Raw genomic sequence first — 13291 nt, 5'->3', positions numbered from 1 at the left:
AACGAGTTAGCCAGCGGAATATAATTCATCTTCGATAAAAGAAATCATTTTCTCTTCGTTTTCACCGATTTAGCCGATAAAATAAGTTGGACGTTGTCATTATTGGCGGAGGCCTGGGCGGGTTGTGCGCCGCACTTGATTTGCGGCAGCGCGGTTATGCAGTAACGGTGGTGGAGCGGCAGCGGTATCCGTTCCATCGGGTGTGTGGCGAGTACATTTCCAATGAAGTGCTGCCCTACCTGCACCGATTGAATGCCGACCCTGCAGCTCTGGGCCCGGCCCGCATAACCCGCCTGCAGGTAAGCTCCCCGGCCGGCCGGCGCCTGACCAGTGAGCTGCCGCTAGGCGGTTTCGGGGTGAGTCGGTACGCATTGGATTATTTCCTGTACCAGCGGGCCATACAGTCCGGCGTGGAAATACGGCAGCAAACCACCGCCACGCAGGTTACCTTCGACGCGGCCCGCAACGAGCACCAGGTGGTGCTGGCCGATGGCACAACGCTTACAGCGCGGGTAGTGCTGGGGGCCTACGGTAAGCGGAGTGCCCTGGACCGCCAGTTTGCCCGGCCGTTCTTCACGCAACGCTCCCCGTACCTGGGGGTGAAGTATCATCTGCGCTACTCCAGCATGCCGCGTGACCTGATTGAGCTGCATAACTTTGCCGATGGCTACGCGGGCATTTCGGCTATTGAGGACGATAAATACTGTTTCTGCTACCTCACCACTCGCCAAAACCTGAAGACGCACGGTACCATTCCACAATTGGAGGCGCAGGTACTGGCCCATAACCCACGGCTGCGGCACATTCTGGAAACGGCCGAAGTTCTGTATCCGCAGCCGGAGGTTATTAACGAAATTTCCTTTGCCCCCAAAACCTGCCTCGAAGACCACGTGCTGTTGTGCGGGGATGCCGCCGGCCTGATTACGCCCCTGTGCGGCAACGGTATGGCTATGGCCATTCACGGGGCCAGCCTGGCCGCCGCACATACCCACGAGTTTCTGCAGCACCGCATTACCCGCCCGGCCCTGGAAAAAGCGTATTCCTCCGACTGGCATCAGTACTTCGGGGGCCGCCTGCGTACCGGGCGCGCCGTGCAGCGCCTGTTTGGCCAGCCGCTGCTGAGCGAGTTGGTAGTGAACGGCCTGCGGCTGTGGCCGGCCGCCGTGCGGCAATTGATCCGGCGCACGCATGGGCAGCCGTTTTAGCCCCGGGCCCGTACCCGGCAACCGGCGGCTGAAATCAATCCCGAAAACCTGTAACCCCAGCACTGGCTTTTTTACGTAAACTGCCCCTGATGAGTAGCTACCTGTGTGCCATCGGCACCGCCAACCCGCCCCACCGTATCCCTCAATTGCAGATTGCCGATTTCATGGCCAGCGCCCTGGAGCTGGACGAGGCCGGTACGCGCAGACTGCGGGCCTTGTACCGGGTATCGGGCATTGAGCACCGCTATACGGTGCTGCCGGACTACGGCCGCCCGAACGGCGAGTATGAGTTCTTCCCGAATACGCCCGGCCTTGAGCCGTTTCCGGGCGTGGGCCAGCGCATGGCCGCCTACCGCCGGCACGCGCTGCCGCTGTCGGTGCAGGCCGTACAGGACTGTATGCGCCAGTTGCCGGAGGTAGAGCTCAGCTCCATCACGCACCTGATTACGGTGAGCTGTACCGGCATGTACGCGCCCGGACTGGATATTGAGTTGGTAGCGGCGCTGGGGCTGCCGGGCCATGTGCAGCGCACCTGCGTGAACTTCATGGGGTGCTATGCGGCCGTGAATGGGCTGAAGCTGGCCAATGCTTTCTGCCAAGCCACGCCCGATGCACGTGTACTGCTGGTATGCACGGAGCTATGTACGCTGCACTTCCAGAAAAGCCACGAAGACGACCACCTGGTTTCCAACGCCCTGTTCGGGGATGGCGCGGCGGCGGCGCTGGTACAGGCCCAGCCGGCCGTTACCGGTCCTAGTCTGGCGCTGACTGCGTTTCACTGTGACCTGGAGCCCGACGGGCACGCCGATATGGCCTGGCACATCAATAACTTCGGGTTTGAGATGACGCTTTCCTCCTATGTGCCGCGCATGATTCAGCAGGGCATTGGGCATCTTACGCAGCGCCTGTTGGCCGATTTGCCGGTGCAGCTGGCCGATATCCGGGCGTTTGCCATTCATCCGGGGGGCCGCAAGATTCTGGAGTCCATTGAGCAGGCCCTGGGCCTCACCGCTCACGATAACCGCTTTGCCTACGAGGTGCTGCGCAACTACGGTAATATGTCGTCGGCGACGGTGCTGTACGTGCTGCGCGACCTGCTCCGCACCCTCACTCCTGCCGATACCGGCGCGCCGGTACTCAGCTTTGCCTTTGGCCCCGGCCTCACGCTGGAGGCCATGCTGCTGACCGTAGCTTACGGAGCGGATGAGGTAAATGAGTTAAACGTGCAGAATGAGGCCGTCGTAACCTCCTGAGCATTTCACGCATCTCCACATTCACCTCATTCTGCACATTACCTTCTCATGCCCGATTTCAGTGCCCGCGCCACCCAGCAGGAGTTGATGGATGACCTGACGCTGGCCTCGGAGGAGCTGCGGCAGAACCTGGACGAGCTGGAGACAATTAACACCTGGCTGGGGGGCTACGCGCCGGTGCTCAATGCGCTGGCGCGGCTTCAGCCCCAATTTCCGAAAGGCCGCCCCCTGCGGATAGCCGACCTGGGCAGTGGCGGCGGGGATACGCTGCGGCAGATTGCCCGGTGGGCCCGCCACCGGGGCGTAGCGGTGGAGCTAACCGGTGTGGATGCCAATGCCTTCATGCTGCAGTATGCCGCCAGCAAAAGCCGGCAGCACCCGGAAATCAGCTTCCAGCAGGCCGATATTTTCTCGCCGGAGTTCCGGCAGCAGCCTTTCGATATCCTCACGGCCAGTCTGTTCTGTCACCACTTTCCCGATGAACAGCTAGCTCCGATGCTGGCACAGTGGCACCAGCAGGCCGGAATGGCTGTCATCGTGAATGATTTGCACCGCCACCCGCTGGCCTACTACAGCATCCGGTGGCTCACCCGACTACTGGGCGGCTCCCGGCTCGTGCGGCACGATGCGCCGCTGTCGGTAGCCCGCGCTTTCACCCGCCCCGACTGGCAGCTGCTGTTGCACCGCTCCGGCATCCGGCAATATCAGCTGCGCTGGCGCTGGGCCTTCCGGTGGCAGGTGCTCATGGTGAAATAGTGAGATGGTGAACGGGTGAGTTTATTGTTCTGACTGCGTCACTTGCACGGGGTGAATAGCATACTCACCCGTTCACCACTCCTCATTTCACCGCTCTCCATCCCACCCTACCCCCACAAATCGGCAGCTATGCGGAAGGTGGCGGCATGGGCGTTTACGATGTCGGCAATGCGTGGGGAGTAGCCCCCGCCCATGCACACTACCACGGGCAGCTGGTGGCGGTGGCACAGTTCCAGTACGTAGGCGTCGCGCTGGCGGCAGCCTTCCGGCGTCAGGCTCAGGTGGCCCAGCTTATCGGTGGCCAGCACATCCACCCCACTTAGGTAAAACACGAAATCCGGCTGTTGCTCGTCCAGCAGGCGGGGCAGCGTAGCGCGTAGCAAGGCCAGATACGTGGCATCGTCGGTGCCGTCGGGCAGCGGCAGGTCCAGGTCAGAGGTTTCTTTGCGGTGCGGATAGTTGCGGGCCCCGTGCATGCTGAAGGTAAACACCCGCGGTTCCTGCTCGAAAATGGCCGCCGTACCGTTGCCCTGGTGCACATCCAGATCCACAATCAGCACCCGGCGCACGCCCAGCCCGGGGTGCGCCAGCAGATAGGCCGCAGCGGCCGCCTGATCATTGAGCAGACAGAATCCTTCGCCCCGGTTTCGGAACGCGTGGTGGGTGCCGCCGGCAATGTTCAGAGCCACGCCGCCGGTCAGGGCACGGCGCGCACACTCCAGCGTGCCGCCCAGAATGGTGGTTTCGCGCGTAATCAGCTCCGGGCTCCACGGGAAACCGGTGGCCCGCTCCTCGTGACGGGTTAGCTGACCGGCAAGCAGACGGTGGTAATAGTCCGCCTCATGCACCCGCAGGATTTCCTCGTCGGGTGGCGGTGCGGGCCGAAAAAAGGCTTCTTCTGGTACCACGCCCTCCCGCAGCAGCTGCTCGGGCAATAGCTCGTACTTGAGCATGGGGAAGCGGTGGTTATCGGGCAGCGGGTGGGCATACAGCGGGGCCCAGGCAATAGCAAGCATACGCCGTAAACCTACGCAGCGTAGGCGGTACGGGTGGACCGGATACAAAAATAACCGCCGGACAGGGCGGTTATTTTCGGATTCGGGCGGTTTTGCTGGTGGGGCGTATCAGGCTCGAACTGATGACCCCTACCTTGTCGAGGTAGTGCTCTGAACCAACTGAGCTAACACCCCTGACAAAACCATCTGGCGGCGGCCGTAAAGAGCCAAAGATAACCGATCAGCAGGGATTGTAGCTCTTACCAGGGTGTAAGATTATGATATTACCCAGGTTGGTGCTGTAACCTTCTGAGCGCGGGCAAGTATAGCGGCATACGGATGCTGCTCCAACTCCCCGAAACGGCTCCTTTCTATCCCTGAACCACCGCTACCACATCCATGAAACAACTCGCACTCTTGCTGGCTGGCTGCGCACTGAGCGTAACGGCCATGGCCCAGACGAACGGCCCCAGCGGCACTCCTTCTTCGGCTGATTACGGCACCGGCACCACCGATTCCCGCAACAACGGTTTCGGTATCAAAGGCGGCTTTACGGCCTCCAACTTCCGGGGCGACGATAAGAAAAACTACGGCAACGAGGCCATCTACAACACGTTCCACGCCGGGGTATATGCCCAGTTTGGCTTCAACGACAAATTTTCCATTCAGCCCGAAGTGCTGTACAGCCGCCAGGGCTTCAAAGCCAGCAACCCGGCCAACACCACCCAAACCGGCTCCTATACTACCCGCCTCGATTACGTGCAGGTACCGGTGCTGCTGGTGTACAACTTTCTCGACAACGTAAGCCTGCACGTGGGTCCGCAGGTTTCGCTGCTCACCAAAGTGAAGGAAGGCAGCAAAGAGCGGAAAATTGCTGACGAGAATAACACCTATGGCTACAGCTACAGCAGCTTCGACTACGGCCTGGCCGCCGGCGTAGAAGCCCGCGTAGGACCCGCCCGCGTGGGTGGCCGTTACACCGCCGGCTTTGCCGATATCATCAAGAACCCCTCCAGCACGGCGGCGCAGTCCATCAACAACATCAAGAACGGTATGTTCCAGGTGTATGTGGGCTTGGGCATTGCCAACTAATTTGCCGCACTACCTGTTCAGATAAGTAAAAAAGGAAGCTCCCCGGAGCTTCCTTTTTTTGTAGTCGATTACATTTCCTTGTATGCCTGCCACTCCTGAACTGGACCTGATTAACCATGCCCGCGAGCTGCTGGTCGAACGAGGCATGGCTGTGCTGGGTACCTGGGCGCTACTGAATCTGCTGGTAAGCGGTTACTATGTGGCCCGCACCGATGCGCGCACGGTGGCGCATCATTTTCACCTGATGAACGTGGGCTGGAATGTGGTGAATGCACTGCTGGCGGTGTGGGGTATCCTAAGCGCCAACCCGCAGCACGTGGCCGGCCTCAGCCTCCCTGAAAGCATAGCCGCCCAGCAGCGCTTCGAGCATATTCTGCTCCTGAATGCCGGTCTTGACCTGATATATATAGCAATTGGGTATTGGCTTCGGACCCGCGCGCCCAAAGCCGCCCGCCCGGAGCAGATGGAGGGCTACGGACGCTCCGTGTTGCTACAGGGGGCTTTTTTGACTTTGTGTGATGCGGGGTTTTACCTGCTCTACCACCAGTACGCTGCTCAACTACTGGCTCTGAACCAATAGGCGCACAAAAAAACGCCCCGCCGGCAACGTCAGGCCAGTGGGGCGTTTCTGCCAAAGAAAGCTCATCAAAGCTAACTAGGACTTATTTTTTACCTACCAGGGCTTCTTTGATCTTCTCGTTGAAGTTCGGAATATCCTGCGGGTTGCGGCTGGTGATGATGTTGCCATCAACCACCACAGTTTCATCTACCCAATGGCCACCGGCGTTTTTTACGTCGGTTTGCAGGCTGGGCCAGCTGGTGAGCTTTTTGCCGCGGACGGCATCGGCCTCAATCAGCGTCCAGGGGCCGTGGCAAATGGCAGCTACAGGTTTGCCGGAACGCACAAACTCGCCGATAAAGCTTACTACTTCGGGTTTGGTGCGCAATACGTCGGGGTTCATTTGGCCGCCGGGCAGCACCAGGGCATCGTAGTCAGCCACTTTCACGTCGCCGATTACCTTGTCCACATCCACCTTGTCGCCCCAGTCCTTTTCGTCCCAGCCCTTAATGGAGCCGCTTTTCAGGGAAATAACGTGGGTTTCGGCGCCTTCACCTTCCAGGTACTTCTTGGGTTTTTCCAACTCCGACTGCTCAAAGCCGTCGGTGGCTACAATGGCTATTTTCTTGCCTTTCAGGTCATCACTGCCAAAAATGCTCATGGGTTCGGGTGGTTAAATGGAATTGAGTTCGTGCTAAAAAACCGGCAGCGCACGTGTGCTGCCGGCTTTTCTTTAACGGCCCGATGGCCTGACGGTTGGAGCAGGATTTTGGCCTTTTGCCGGGCTTGGCCCTATTCGTGCCGCTCGCGCTTCAATTCCTTACGCAGGCGTTTTACTCGTTCATCAAATCCGTCGGGGTCGTAGTCCACTGCTTCCACATCTAGCTGCTCCAGCATATCCATCAACTCGTCGGGATGCTCGGTGCGGGTGCCGCCGGGTACTTTCACGAAGGCCATTTCTGACCACAGCACGGCTTTCAGCCGCAGGCCATCTTCGCTCAGCATCAGCATTTCCACTACCAGGTTGGAGTTATCGAAGTGGATGAGCTGCGTGCGGATGAGGACCTGCTCGGCGTGGTTGGCCGGACGCAGATAGGCTATGCAGTGCTTAGTAATCACCCACGCCGACTTTGCCTCCCGGGCCAGCTCCCCCAGGTTAAGGGCGTAGTGCTGAATGGTGTGCTCTTCGCGGGCATTCAGAAAATAATCGAGGTAACGGGCATTGTTGAGGTGGCCCAGCATATCACAGTCCTGAAACCGGATGCGGTGCAGGGTTTCGGGAGTTTTTACCAGTTGAGTAGCCATGGGTGTAAGGCAGATGGAACGGGGGCAAAGGTGCAGGTTTGTTCCCGATTGGCCGGTTTAGCCCTTGCTGGGGCCATCAGGCAAGGTGTAGGCGTTGGCCAGAATTGTGTGGGGCCGGGGCTTGCGGGCGGGGGCCGGTTTATCGAACACCATCAGCATTTCCCGCTCACTGAGCAGCGCCATCCCCTCAGCCCGGTCGAGGTGAGGCAAATGGGGTACATCCAGCAGGCGCTCCAGTTGCTCAGCCGGCGTCAGGCTGTCGTGGGCCTGAAACAGCCCGTTGCGCCAGCGGTACACGGCAATAGTGCCGTCCAGGTCCATGGTAGGACCGGCCAGAATAAACAAGTCGGTGCCCTGCTGCCGGATTTCGCGGATGCCCATGCCGCGCAGATCCAGGAAATGCTTTTTGTAAAGCGGATGGCCTCCGCCTTCCATCTGCCCCAGCCGCAACTCACCTTTGGCATAATCCTCAGGCCTGATTTCCAGAATAATGGCCCAGCCGTGCAGCACCGGTCCGCGCAGCCCCAGAAACAGCCGGCCATCAGGAGAGGCCGCCAGCCCTTCAATATCAAACCCATTGTCCTTGGCCGGTACGCGCAAGGTGGGGCCGATGTGCTCATCCCTGGTCAGTACATCCAGCAGCTCATTGGTGCCGGTTTTGCGGCTGCGCAATTGCGCGGCCCGAAGCTTCTGACCCTCTGCTGTGGGGTGCGGGGCCGTTTTGTGCAGCTCGTAGTCACCGGATTCTGCGTTAATTACCAGCGGAATCCGAGCCAGCAGGCACCGGTTGGGGGCCGTTTCCACTTTAGCCAGCCGCTTAATCTGCTTGGCTATGGTAGCGGTTTCGGGCTTGGCATTGCGGCGCTTGATGCTGTGCGAGCCAATTACCCACAGGTAGTTTTCAGCCTCGCCCATTCCTTCCAGATCTATTTCCTCGGTCACCTTATCGGGCAGGCTCACTAGGTCAGCCAGGGCATACTGGCAGTGCTTCCCGAAGGTGCGCGGTCCGGTGCGGCGCAACCGTTCCAGAGTAGTCGATTCGTCGCAGCAGAGCCACAGGTTTTCTCCGGTCAGCACGGCCGCCGACAGCCCGTCGCGCACATCATCGCCTTCGGCATTGCGGCTGAGCTTGGGGTTGAATCGCAGCGTGTACACTTTTGAAGCCATAAACCGAAGATGAAGGTGTAGGCTACAAACGGCGGGGGGTAGCAGAGGTTTGCGGACCGCCCGAATTAGCGGCCGCCGCAGTTGCGCCGCACCTGCTCCAGCTGCCGCACCAGGCTCTGCACCACGGCCTCATCAGTGGTGTAGAGCGGCAGCTCAAACGTGGTGTTGTTGGAGCTATCCTTCTCCTTCCGCTCCCGCTTGATTTTCAGCTCGTAGTATTTCTCGCCGGTTTTCTCGCGGGTGGCCGGCGCGTAGGTCAGCGCCGTTACCTGGTTCCAGTCGGAACCCAGCTTCAGCTCAAACTCCACTTTGTCATTGGACTTCACGGCCCACTCGCCGCCGTTTTTCTCGTGGCTTACCTGAATGGAGGTAGCACCTTCAGCCGGCCTGGTGCGGTACTTCCGGATTATCTGGGTGAAATGACAATCTGAAAGCACTACCCGCACCTCCGTTTCCGGTTCCTTGGGGTCGCGCATCAGCTGGTTCAGGCGCTGGGCCAGCCCCGTTGGGGAAGAAGAAGTCTGGGCCCAGCCAGCGGCAGGCAGGCTGAGGAGCAGCGCAAGTACACAGGTTTTCATGGTACATCTGAAAATAAAAGCCCACAAGCCCCACCGTCTTTCGGCGGGGCTTGTGGGTTCAGATGGCACTTATACTGAAAGAGTTGCCTGGCGTGCTCAACCAGCTTGAAAAGTTACGCCAACCAGCAGTTGTATCCCAACTATTGGGCCCGGCGGGCCTGCATCTGGGCCTGCACCTGGCGCTGCTTGGTTTTGAGCTGCTGATACTGCGCAGGCGTCAGGATTCCTTTCAGCTCCTGGTCTGAAGAGGCGTTGATACGCTTGAGCTCGGTCAGCAGGGCCGGGCGGTTGCTGCCCAGGCGCTGCTTGGCGGCATTGGCCTGCTCGGTAGTACTGGTGAATACAGCCCGTACTTTTGTGCGCTGCTCGGTGGTCAGGTTCAGCTCTTCCGTCAGCACATCGGTCAGGTCGCGGGCGGCGGTAGGCGCTACCACCGGAGCCGCAGTGGTGGTAGAGGTAGCCGTGGGGCTTTTGTCTTTGTTGCGGCGGGCACAACCGGCCAGCAGGCTGGTAGCCAGCAGCACGACCAACGGGAGGCGAAAGGAGTACATAAGGTGTGGAGAAAGGCGTGTGCTGATGCCTACGCGAAAACCCGGCCAACGGGTACATTTTTCCCACCCGTGGGCCTCTATAACGCCGCAACTGCTGCCACCGAAGCGGGCAGACTGGCTTTCAGGTGCTGAGCCGTGTGATGCGCCAGCGCCATAATGGTGAGCATGGGGTTTACGCCGCTGCACGCCGGAAACGCCGAGGCATCAGCCACAAACAGGTTGCGCACCGCATATAACTCCCCGGTGGGACTGGTGGGGTGAGTAGCCGCATCACCGCCCATCCGGCAGGAGCTCATCTGGTGGGCGCTGTACAGGCCAAACTGGTTGGCCTTCCAGCTCAGGTGCGGCAGGCTGCTGAGTACTTCCGGGTTGAGGGCCCGGCCATTTTCGGCGCGCAGCACTGGCAGTGTACCATGCGGCAGCAGCACGGTGTGTGCCCCGGCCGCCACATGGATGTTGGCCGCCGCCTGTACGCCCTGCAGCAGGTGGCTACGGTCAAAGTCGCTGAGAGTGTAGTCGATGAGGGGCGCACCGTGGCGGTCTATCGTCACAATGCCGCCGTCCCGGTCCCGGGTCAGCACAATGAAGGACCCGATATGCGCGGCCTGCCGCATCAGCTCCTTGTGCTGCCGTCCTGAGCGCCAGGGCAGTACCATGCTCATCAGGCCCGGATGCGCCGGCGGCGTTTCCAGCTTCGCGCCGAAATTGGTGCCATCCAGCATCGTAAAGCCATCATTCACCACCGACATCATCGGCCCGTGCCAGGGGTCCATGCGCTGCTGGTACAGCCCCGACACTACCACCGTAGGATGCAGATGCAGGTGGCGGCCCAGGTGCGGATGCTGCACGCCGCTGCGCAACAACAGCGCCGGTGTCTGTACCGAGCCTCCGGCCACCACTACCCGCCGGGCCCGCACCGTCAGGCGCAGCGGCCGGCCATCGGGGGCCGTGTACACGGCTTCGGCGCCGGTAGCCTGGCCCTGGGCTATGGTTACGCGCTCCACGTGCGTATTGCACAGAATGCGGGCCCCGTGCTCAAACGCCGTTTGCAGATAGGTGTTCAGCGTACCTTGCTTGACGCCGTACCGGTCGCCGAAACAGCTGTAGCCCAGGCCCTGAAACTGCTGCTCCGAGCTGCTCTGGTGCCGCTCATTGCGCGGAATCAGCTTTACCTCCTGCCCCAGCCGCTGCGAGCCATCCAGCAGCGCCTGATTTTGCCCGTTGTGGCGGGTGTGCTCAATGTTCACGCTGAGCACCCGGCTTACGGCATCCATGCTTTCCCGAAACGAAGCTGCTACAAAATGCGGGGCCTGATGCTCGCGGGCCCATTCCTGCAGCACATAATCGGGGGTGCGGAAGGAGCCGGCCCAGTTGACGGTGGTGCCGCCCCCCAGGCAGGAGCCGGCCAGCAGCCCAATGCTGCCATCCTGCGTGCTGAGGGTACCGCGCGCATCGTACAGGGCTCCCAGCATATCCACCTCCCGCTGGGTGAAATCGGAGCCGTGGAAGTAGGGACCTTTCTCCAGCACCAGCACCTCGTAGCCGGCCGCCGCCAGCTCCCCGGCTACCACTCCCCCACCGGCACCGCTGCCAATTACCAGCACGTCGCAGTCGTAGCGGGTACCATCCTGGGTGGGGTGCAGCAGCTGAATGGGGCGGGTAGCGGCTACCGGCTCATCCACCATCTGCGGGCCGGGGTAGCCGATGTGCTCCCACACAAACTCTCCCTGCTCGGGCGTGGAGCCGCCATAGTACAGAAACATGCAGAGCTTGCGCAACGCCTGCACGCCTTTGCGCAGCTGCGGCACGTTAGACGCCGCCCAGCTTTGCAGCAGCTTTTCGCGCTGCTCCGGTTCCAGCCGCACAAACGGCCGCAACGGTCCAAACCACGTCATACCCAGCGCCGACGAATCCAGCAGCTTCAGTAACTGCAGAAACTCCCGCTGCGCGCCGGCGGGCTGGGCTGCTATGGCCGCCGCCAGCTTTTCAAGATCAACGCCCTCTGAGCCGCGCCGGGCCCAGTAAGCGGCATCCGGGGAATCAGCCGGGGCGGGCAGACTGGGAATAAACGTATCGGCGAGGGCGCGCAGTGTAGCGCGTTGCGCTTCGGTGAACTGCATAACGGGTGGGAAAACGGAGCAACGAACGGAAACAGCGCCGACCCAAAGTCCGGCCCTAAAAGTTCGTCATTTTCTGCGAATTACTCGTCATGCATACGAATGGATAAATGAACAAATGGCTGTCATGCAGAGCGCAGCCGAAGCATGACGCTCTATTCCTTCCTTTCCATTCATTTCCTACAACCACTTTACCAGCCAGTTAATCATCTTCTTCACCTGCGGCGTGTAGGGAGGGTAGATGGGCTTGAGGCTGGTGCGGCCCACCCGCTGCCGTAGCACCGATTTTTCGTTGCTAAAGGCCATAAAGCCTGCGTGGCCGTGGGCCCGACCCAGGCCACTGTTGCCGAAGCCCCCGAACGGCAAATCAGGGTGGCCCAGGTGCAGGATGGTTTCGTTGACGCAGGCACCGCCGGCGGGGATGTGCTGCAGCAGATAGCGCTGGTTTTCCTGACTCTGCGTGAATACATACAAAGCCAGCGGCCGGGGGCGCGAGTTTACCTCATCCACGGCCTGCATCAGCGTGCGGAAGGTGCGGATGGGCAGCAGCGGCCCGAATATTTCCTCCTGCATCACGCGGCTTTCCGGGGCCACATCCAGCAGCACGGTCGGCTCCAGAAACCGTTGCCCGGCATCAGTGGCGCCCCCCACGGCCACCGTGGCACCCTGCTGACGCGCGTCATCCAGCAGGCCCGACAGGCGCTGGAAGTGCCCGTCATTCACAATGCGCGCAAACGAGCCGGACGCGGCCACCGGCTGCCCGTCGGGCGAGTAGAACCGGCTGATTACCTGCCGAATTTCCTCCACCAGCTGGTCGCGCACCTGCTCGTGCACCAGCACGTAGTCGGGGGCCACGCAGGTCTGGCCGGCATTGATGCCCTTGCCCCACACAATCTTCTCGGCAGCGTCGCGCAGGTCGGCGGTATCATCTACCACGGCGGGGCTTTTGCCGCCCAGCTCCAGCGTAACGCTGGTAAGGTGCTCGGCAGCAGCGCGCATCACCACTTTGCCTACCTGCGGGCTGCCCGTAAAGAAAATATGGTCGAAGGGCAGGGCCAGCAGTTCGGTGGCCACGTCTTTGTCGCCTTCCACCACCGTCACCTCGGCCGGGTCAAACAGTTCCCGGCACATCCGGCTCAGGAGCGCCGCCACGGTGGGGGTCATTTCTGAGGGCTTAATGATAACGCAGTTACCGGCCGCCAGGGCCGAAATCAGCGGGTCAATGGCCAGGTAAAACGGGTAATTCCAAGGCGCAATAATCAGGCAGACACCTTTGGGCTCGGCCTGCACCCAGCCGCGCGTGCCCACCAACGCCAGCGGAGTGCCCACTTTGCGCGGGGCCGCCCACTGCTTCAGGTTGCGCAAGGTGTGCTTCAGCTCCGTCTGCGACGACCAGATTTCGGTTACATCCGTTTCGGCGGCAGGCTTACGAAAATCGGCGTACAGCGCCTGCTGAATAGCGGCCCGGTTGTCAGTAATCCAGGCTCCCAGCTTGCGCAGGCGGGTTGCCCGGCTTTCGATGCCCTCGTGGCGCAACGCATCAGCCCGGCCCTGCTGCCGGGCAAACAGCTCCGCAACAGGACGCTGCGTGGTAGAAGAAACAGAAGACGCAGAAGTACTCATGGGCAGGCAGAGGGCGAAATGAGAAGAAAAGCGGATAAAAAGTAACGAACACCCGCCAGGTTCCAACGGCATAACGCCATCTTTGCACAC

At 60.8% G+C, this 13291-nt stretch carries 13 protein-coding genes and 1 tRNA gene; 5 read left to right on the top strand and 9 right to left on the bottom strand.

The genetic code is table 11. From position 1 onward, the window contains the following. Positions 1-86: 86 nt before the first annotated feature. The 3 genes from EI291_RS01135 to EI291_RS01125 all read left to right on the top strand — a co-directional run bounded on the left by EI291_RS01135 (position 87) and on the right by EI291_RS01125 (position 3214). Positions 87-1205 carry an NAD(P)/FAD-dependent oxidoreductase gene (locus EI291_RS01135; RefSeq protein WP_125417428.1) on the top strand — a complete coding sequence of 373 codons (1119 nt, stop codon included), beginning with the start codon at positions 87-89 and terminating at the stop codon, positions 1203-1205. Between the two features lie 89 nt (positions 1206-1294). Next, complete coding sequence (locus tag EI291_RS01130) at positions 1295-2458, top strand: type III polyketide synthase (protein ID WP_170172447.1); 1164 nt, start codon at positions 1295-1297, stop codon at positions 2456-2458. Positions 2459-2506: 48 nt separating this feature from the next. Next, entirely contained in the window at positions 2507-3214 is a 708-nt protein-coding gene (locus tag EI291_RS01125) for a methyltransferase domain-containing protein (RefSeq protein WP_125417427.1), read from the top strand. A gap of 107 nt (positions 3215-3321) precedes the next feature. Here the strand turns inward: EI291_RS01125 and EI291_RS01120 are convergent, their stop codons facing one another. Beyond that, positions 3322-4230 carry a histone deacetylase family protein gene (locus tag EI291_RS01120; RefSeq protein ID WP_125417426.1) on the bottom strand — a complete coding sequence of 303 codons (909 nt, stop codon included), beginning with the start codon at positions 4228-4230 and terminating at the stop codon, positions 3322-3324. Positions 4231-4326: 96 nt separating this feature from the next. Then, positions 4327-4404: transfer RNA gene (locus tag EI291_RS01115), tRNA-Val, on the bottom strand. 204 nt (positions 4405-4608) lie between these two features. On the opposite strand from EI291_RS01115, the gene EI291_RS01110 reads away from it, so the two are divergent. Both EI291_RS01110 and EI291_RS01105 read left to right on the top strand, forming a co-directional pair. Then, positions 4609-5301 (top strand): porin family protein, encoded by a 693-nt coding sequence (locus tag EI291_RS01110; RefSeq protein WP_125417425.1) that lies wholly within the window; start codon positions 4609-4611, stop codon positions 5299-5301. Between the two features lie 82 nt (positions 5302-5383). Then, positions 5384-5881, top strand: a complete 498-nt coding sequence (locus tag EI291_RS01105; RefSeq protein ID WP_125417424.1) for a DUF6992 family protein — start codon at positions 5384-5386, stop codon at positions 5879-5881. Positions 5882-5963: 82 nt separating this feature from the next. On the opposite strand, the gene EI291_RS01100 is transcribed toward EI291_RS01105, so the two are convergent. From EI291_RS01100 to EI291_RS01070, 7 genes are all read right to left on the bottom strand, one after another. Next, positions 5964-6521: a type 1 glutamine amidotransferase domain-containing protein gene (locus tag EI291_RS01100; RefSeq protein WP_125417423.1), complete on the bottom strand. Its 558-nt coding sequence runs from the start codon at positions 6519-6521 to the stop codon at positions 5964-5966. A gap of 131 nt (positions 6522-6652) precedes the next feature. Then, entirely contained in the window at positions 6653-7165 is a 513-nt protein-coding gene (locus EI291_RS01095; protein ID WP_125417422.1) for an acyl-CoA thioesterase, read from the bottom strand. A gap of 57 nt (positions 7166-7222) precedes the next feature. Continuing rightward, positions 7223-8332 carry a DUF3616 domain-containing protein gene (locus tag EI291_RS01090; protein ID WP_125417421.1) on the bottom strand — a complete coding sequence of 370 codons (1110 nt, stop codon included), beginning with the start codon at positions 8330-8332 and terminating at the stop codon, positions 7223-7225. A 65-nt stretch (positions 8333-8397) separates the two neighbouring features. Continuing rightward, the gene (locus tag EI291_RS01085) at positions 8398-8910 is read right to left on the bottom strand and encodes a hypothetical protein (RefSeq protein WP_125417420.1); all 513 of its coding nucleotides are present in this window, start codon (positions 8908-8910) and stop codon (positions 8398-8400) included. 140 nt (positions 8911-9050) lie between these two features. Then, the gene (locus tag EI291_RS01080; RefSeq protein ID WP_125417419.1) at positions 9051-9461 is read right to left on the bottom strand and encodes a hypothetical protein; all 411 of its coding nucleotides are present in this window, start codon (positions 9459-9461) and stop codon (positions 9051-9053) included. A 77-nt stretch (positions 9462-9538) separates the two neighbouring features. Further along, entirely contained in the window at positions 9539-11581 is a 2043-nt protein-coding gene (locus EI291_RS01075) for an FAD-dependent oxidoreductase (RefSeq protein ID WP_125417418.1), read from the bottom strand. Between the two features lie 177 nt (positions 11582-11758). Next, the gene (locus EI291_RS01070; protein ID WP_170172446.1) at positions 11759-13201 is read right to left on the bottom strand and encodes an aldehyde dehydrogenase family protein; all 1443 of its coding nucleotides are present in this window, start codon (positions 13199-13201) and stop codon (positions 11759-11761) included. Between the last annotated feature and the right edge of the window lie 90 nt (positions 13202-13291).

This window comes from Hymenobacter rigui (assembly GCF_003944715.1).
Taxonomy (GTDB): Bacteria; Bacteroidota; Bacteroidia; order Cytophagales; family Hymenobacteraceae; genus Hymenobacter; species Hymenobacter rigui.
The sequence above is the reverse complement of the archived record's forward strand: the minus strand, read 5'-3'. Positions and strand labels throughout refer to the sequence as shown.

Coding starts and splice junctions, on each gene's coding strand:
- EI291_RS01125 (WP_125417427.1), top strand. CDS start 2,507: ATGCCCGATTTCAGTGCCCGCGCCACCCAGCAGGAGTTGATGGATGAC.
- EI291_RS01090 (WP_125417421.1), bottom strand. CDS start 8,332: ATGGCTTCAAAAGTGTACACGCTGCGATTCAACCCCAAGCTCAGCCGC.
- EI291_RS01080 (WP_125417419.1), bottom strand. CDS start 9,461: ATGTACTCCTTTCGCCTCCCGTTGGTCGTGCTGCTGGCTACCAGCCTG.
- EI291_RS01110 (WP_125417425.1), top strand. CDS start 4,609: ATGAAACAACTCGCACTCTTGCTGGCTGGCTGCGCACTGAGCGTAACG.
- EI291_RS01100 (WP_125417423.1), bottom strand. CDS start 6,521: ATGAGCATTTTTGGCAGTGATGACCTGAAAGGCAAGAAAATAGCCATT.
- EI291_RS01085 (WP_125417420.1), bottom strand. CDS start 8,910: ATGAAAACCTGTGTACTTGCGCTGCTCCTCAGCCTGCCTGCCGCTGGC.
- EI291_RS01105 (WP_125417424.1), top strand. CDS start 5,384: ATGCCTGCCACTCCTGAACTGGACCTGATTAACCATGCCCGCGAGCTG.
- EI291_RS01075 (WP_125417418.1), bottom strand. CDS start 11,581: ATGCAGTTCACCGAAGCGCAACGCGCTACACTGCGCGCCCTCGCCGAT.
- EI291_RS01070 (WP_170172446.1), bottom strand. CDS start 13,201: ATGAGTACTTCTGCGTCTTCTGTTTCTTCTACCACGCAGCGTCCTGTT.
- EI291_RS01130 (WP_170172447.1), top strand. CDS start 1,295: ATGAGTAGCTACCTGTGTGCCATCGGCACCGCCAACCCGCCCCACCGT.
- EI291_RS01095 (WP_125417422.1), bottom strand. CDS start 7,165: ATGGCTACTCAACTGGTAAAAACTCCCGAAACCCTGCACCGCATCCGG.
- EI291_RS01120 (WP_125417426.1), bottom strand. CDS start 4,230: ATGCTTGCTATTGCCTGGGCCCCGCTGTATGCCCACCCGCTGCCCGAT.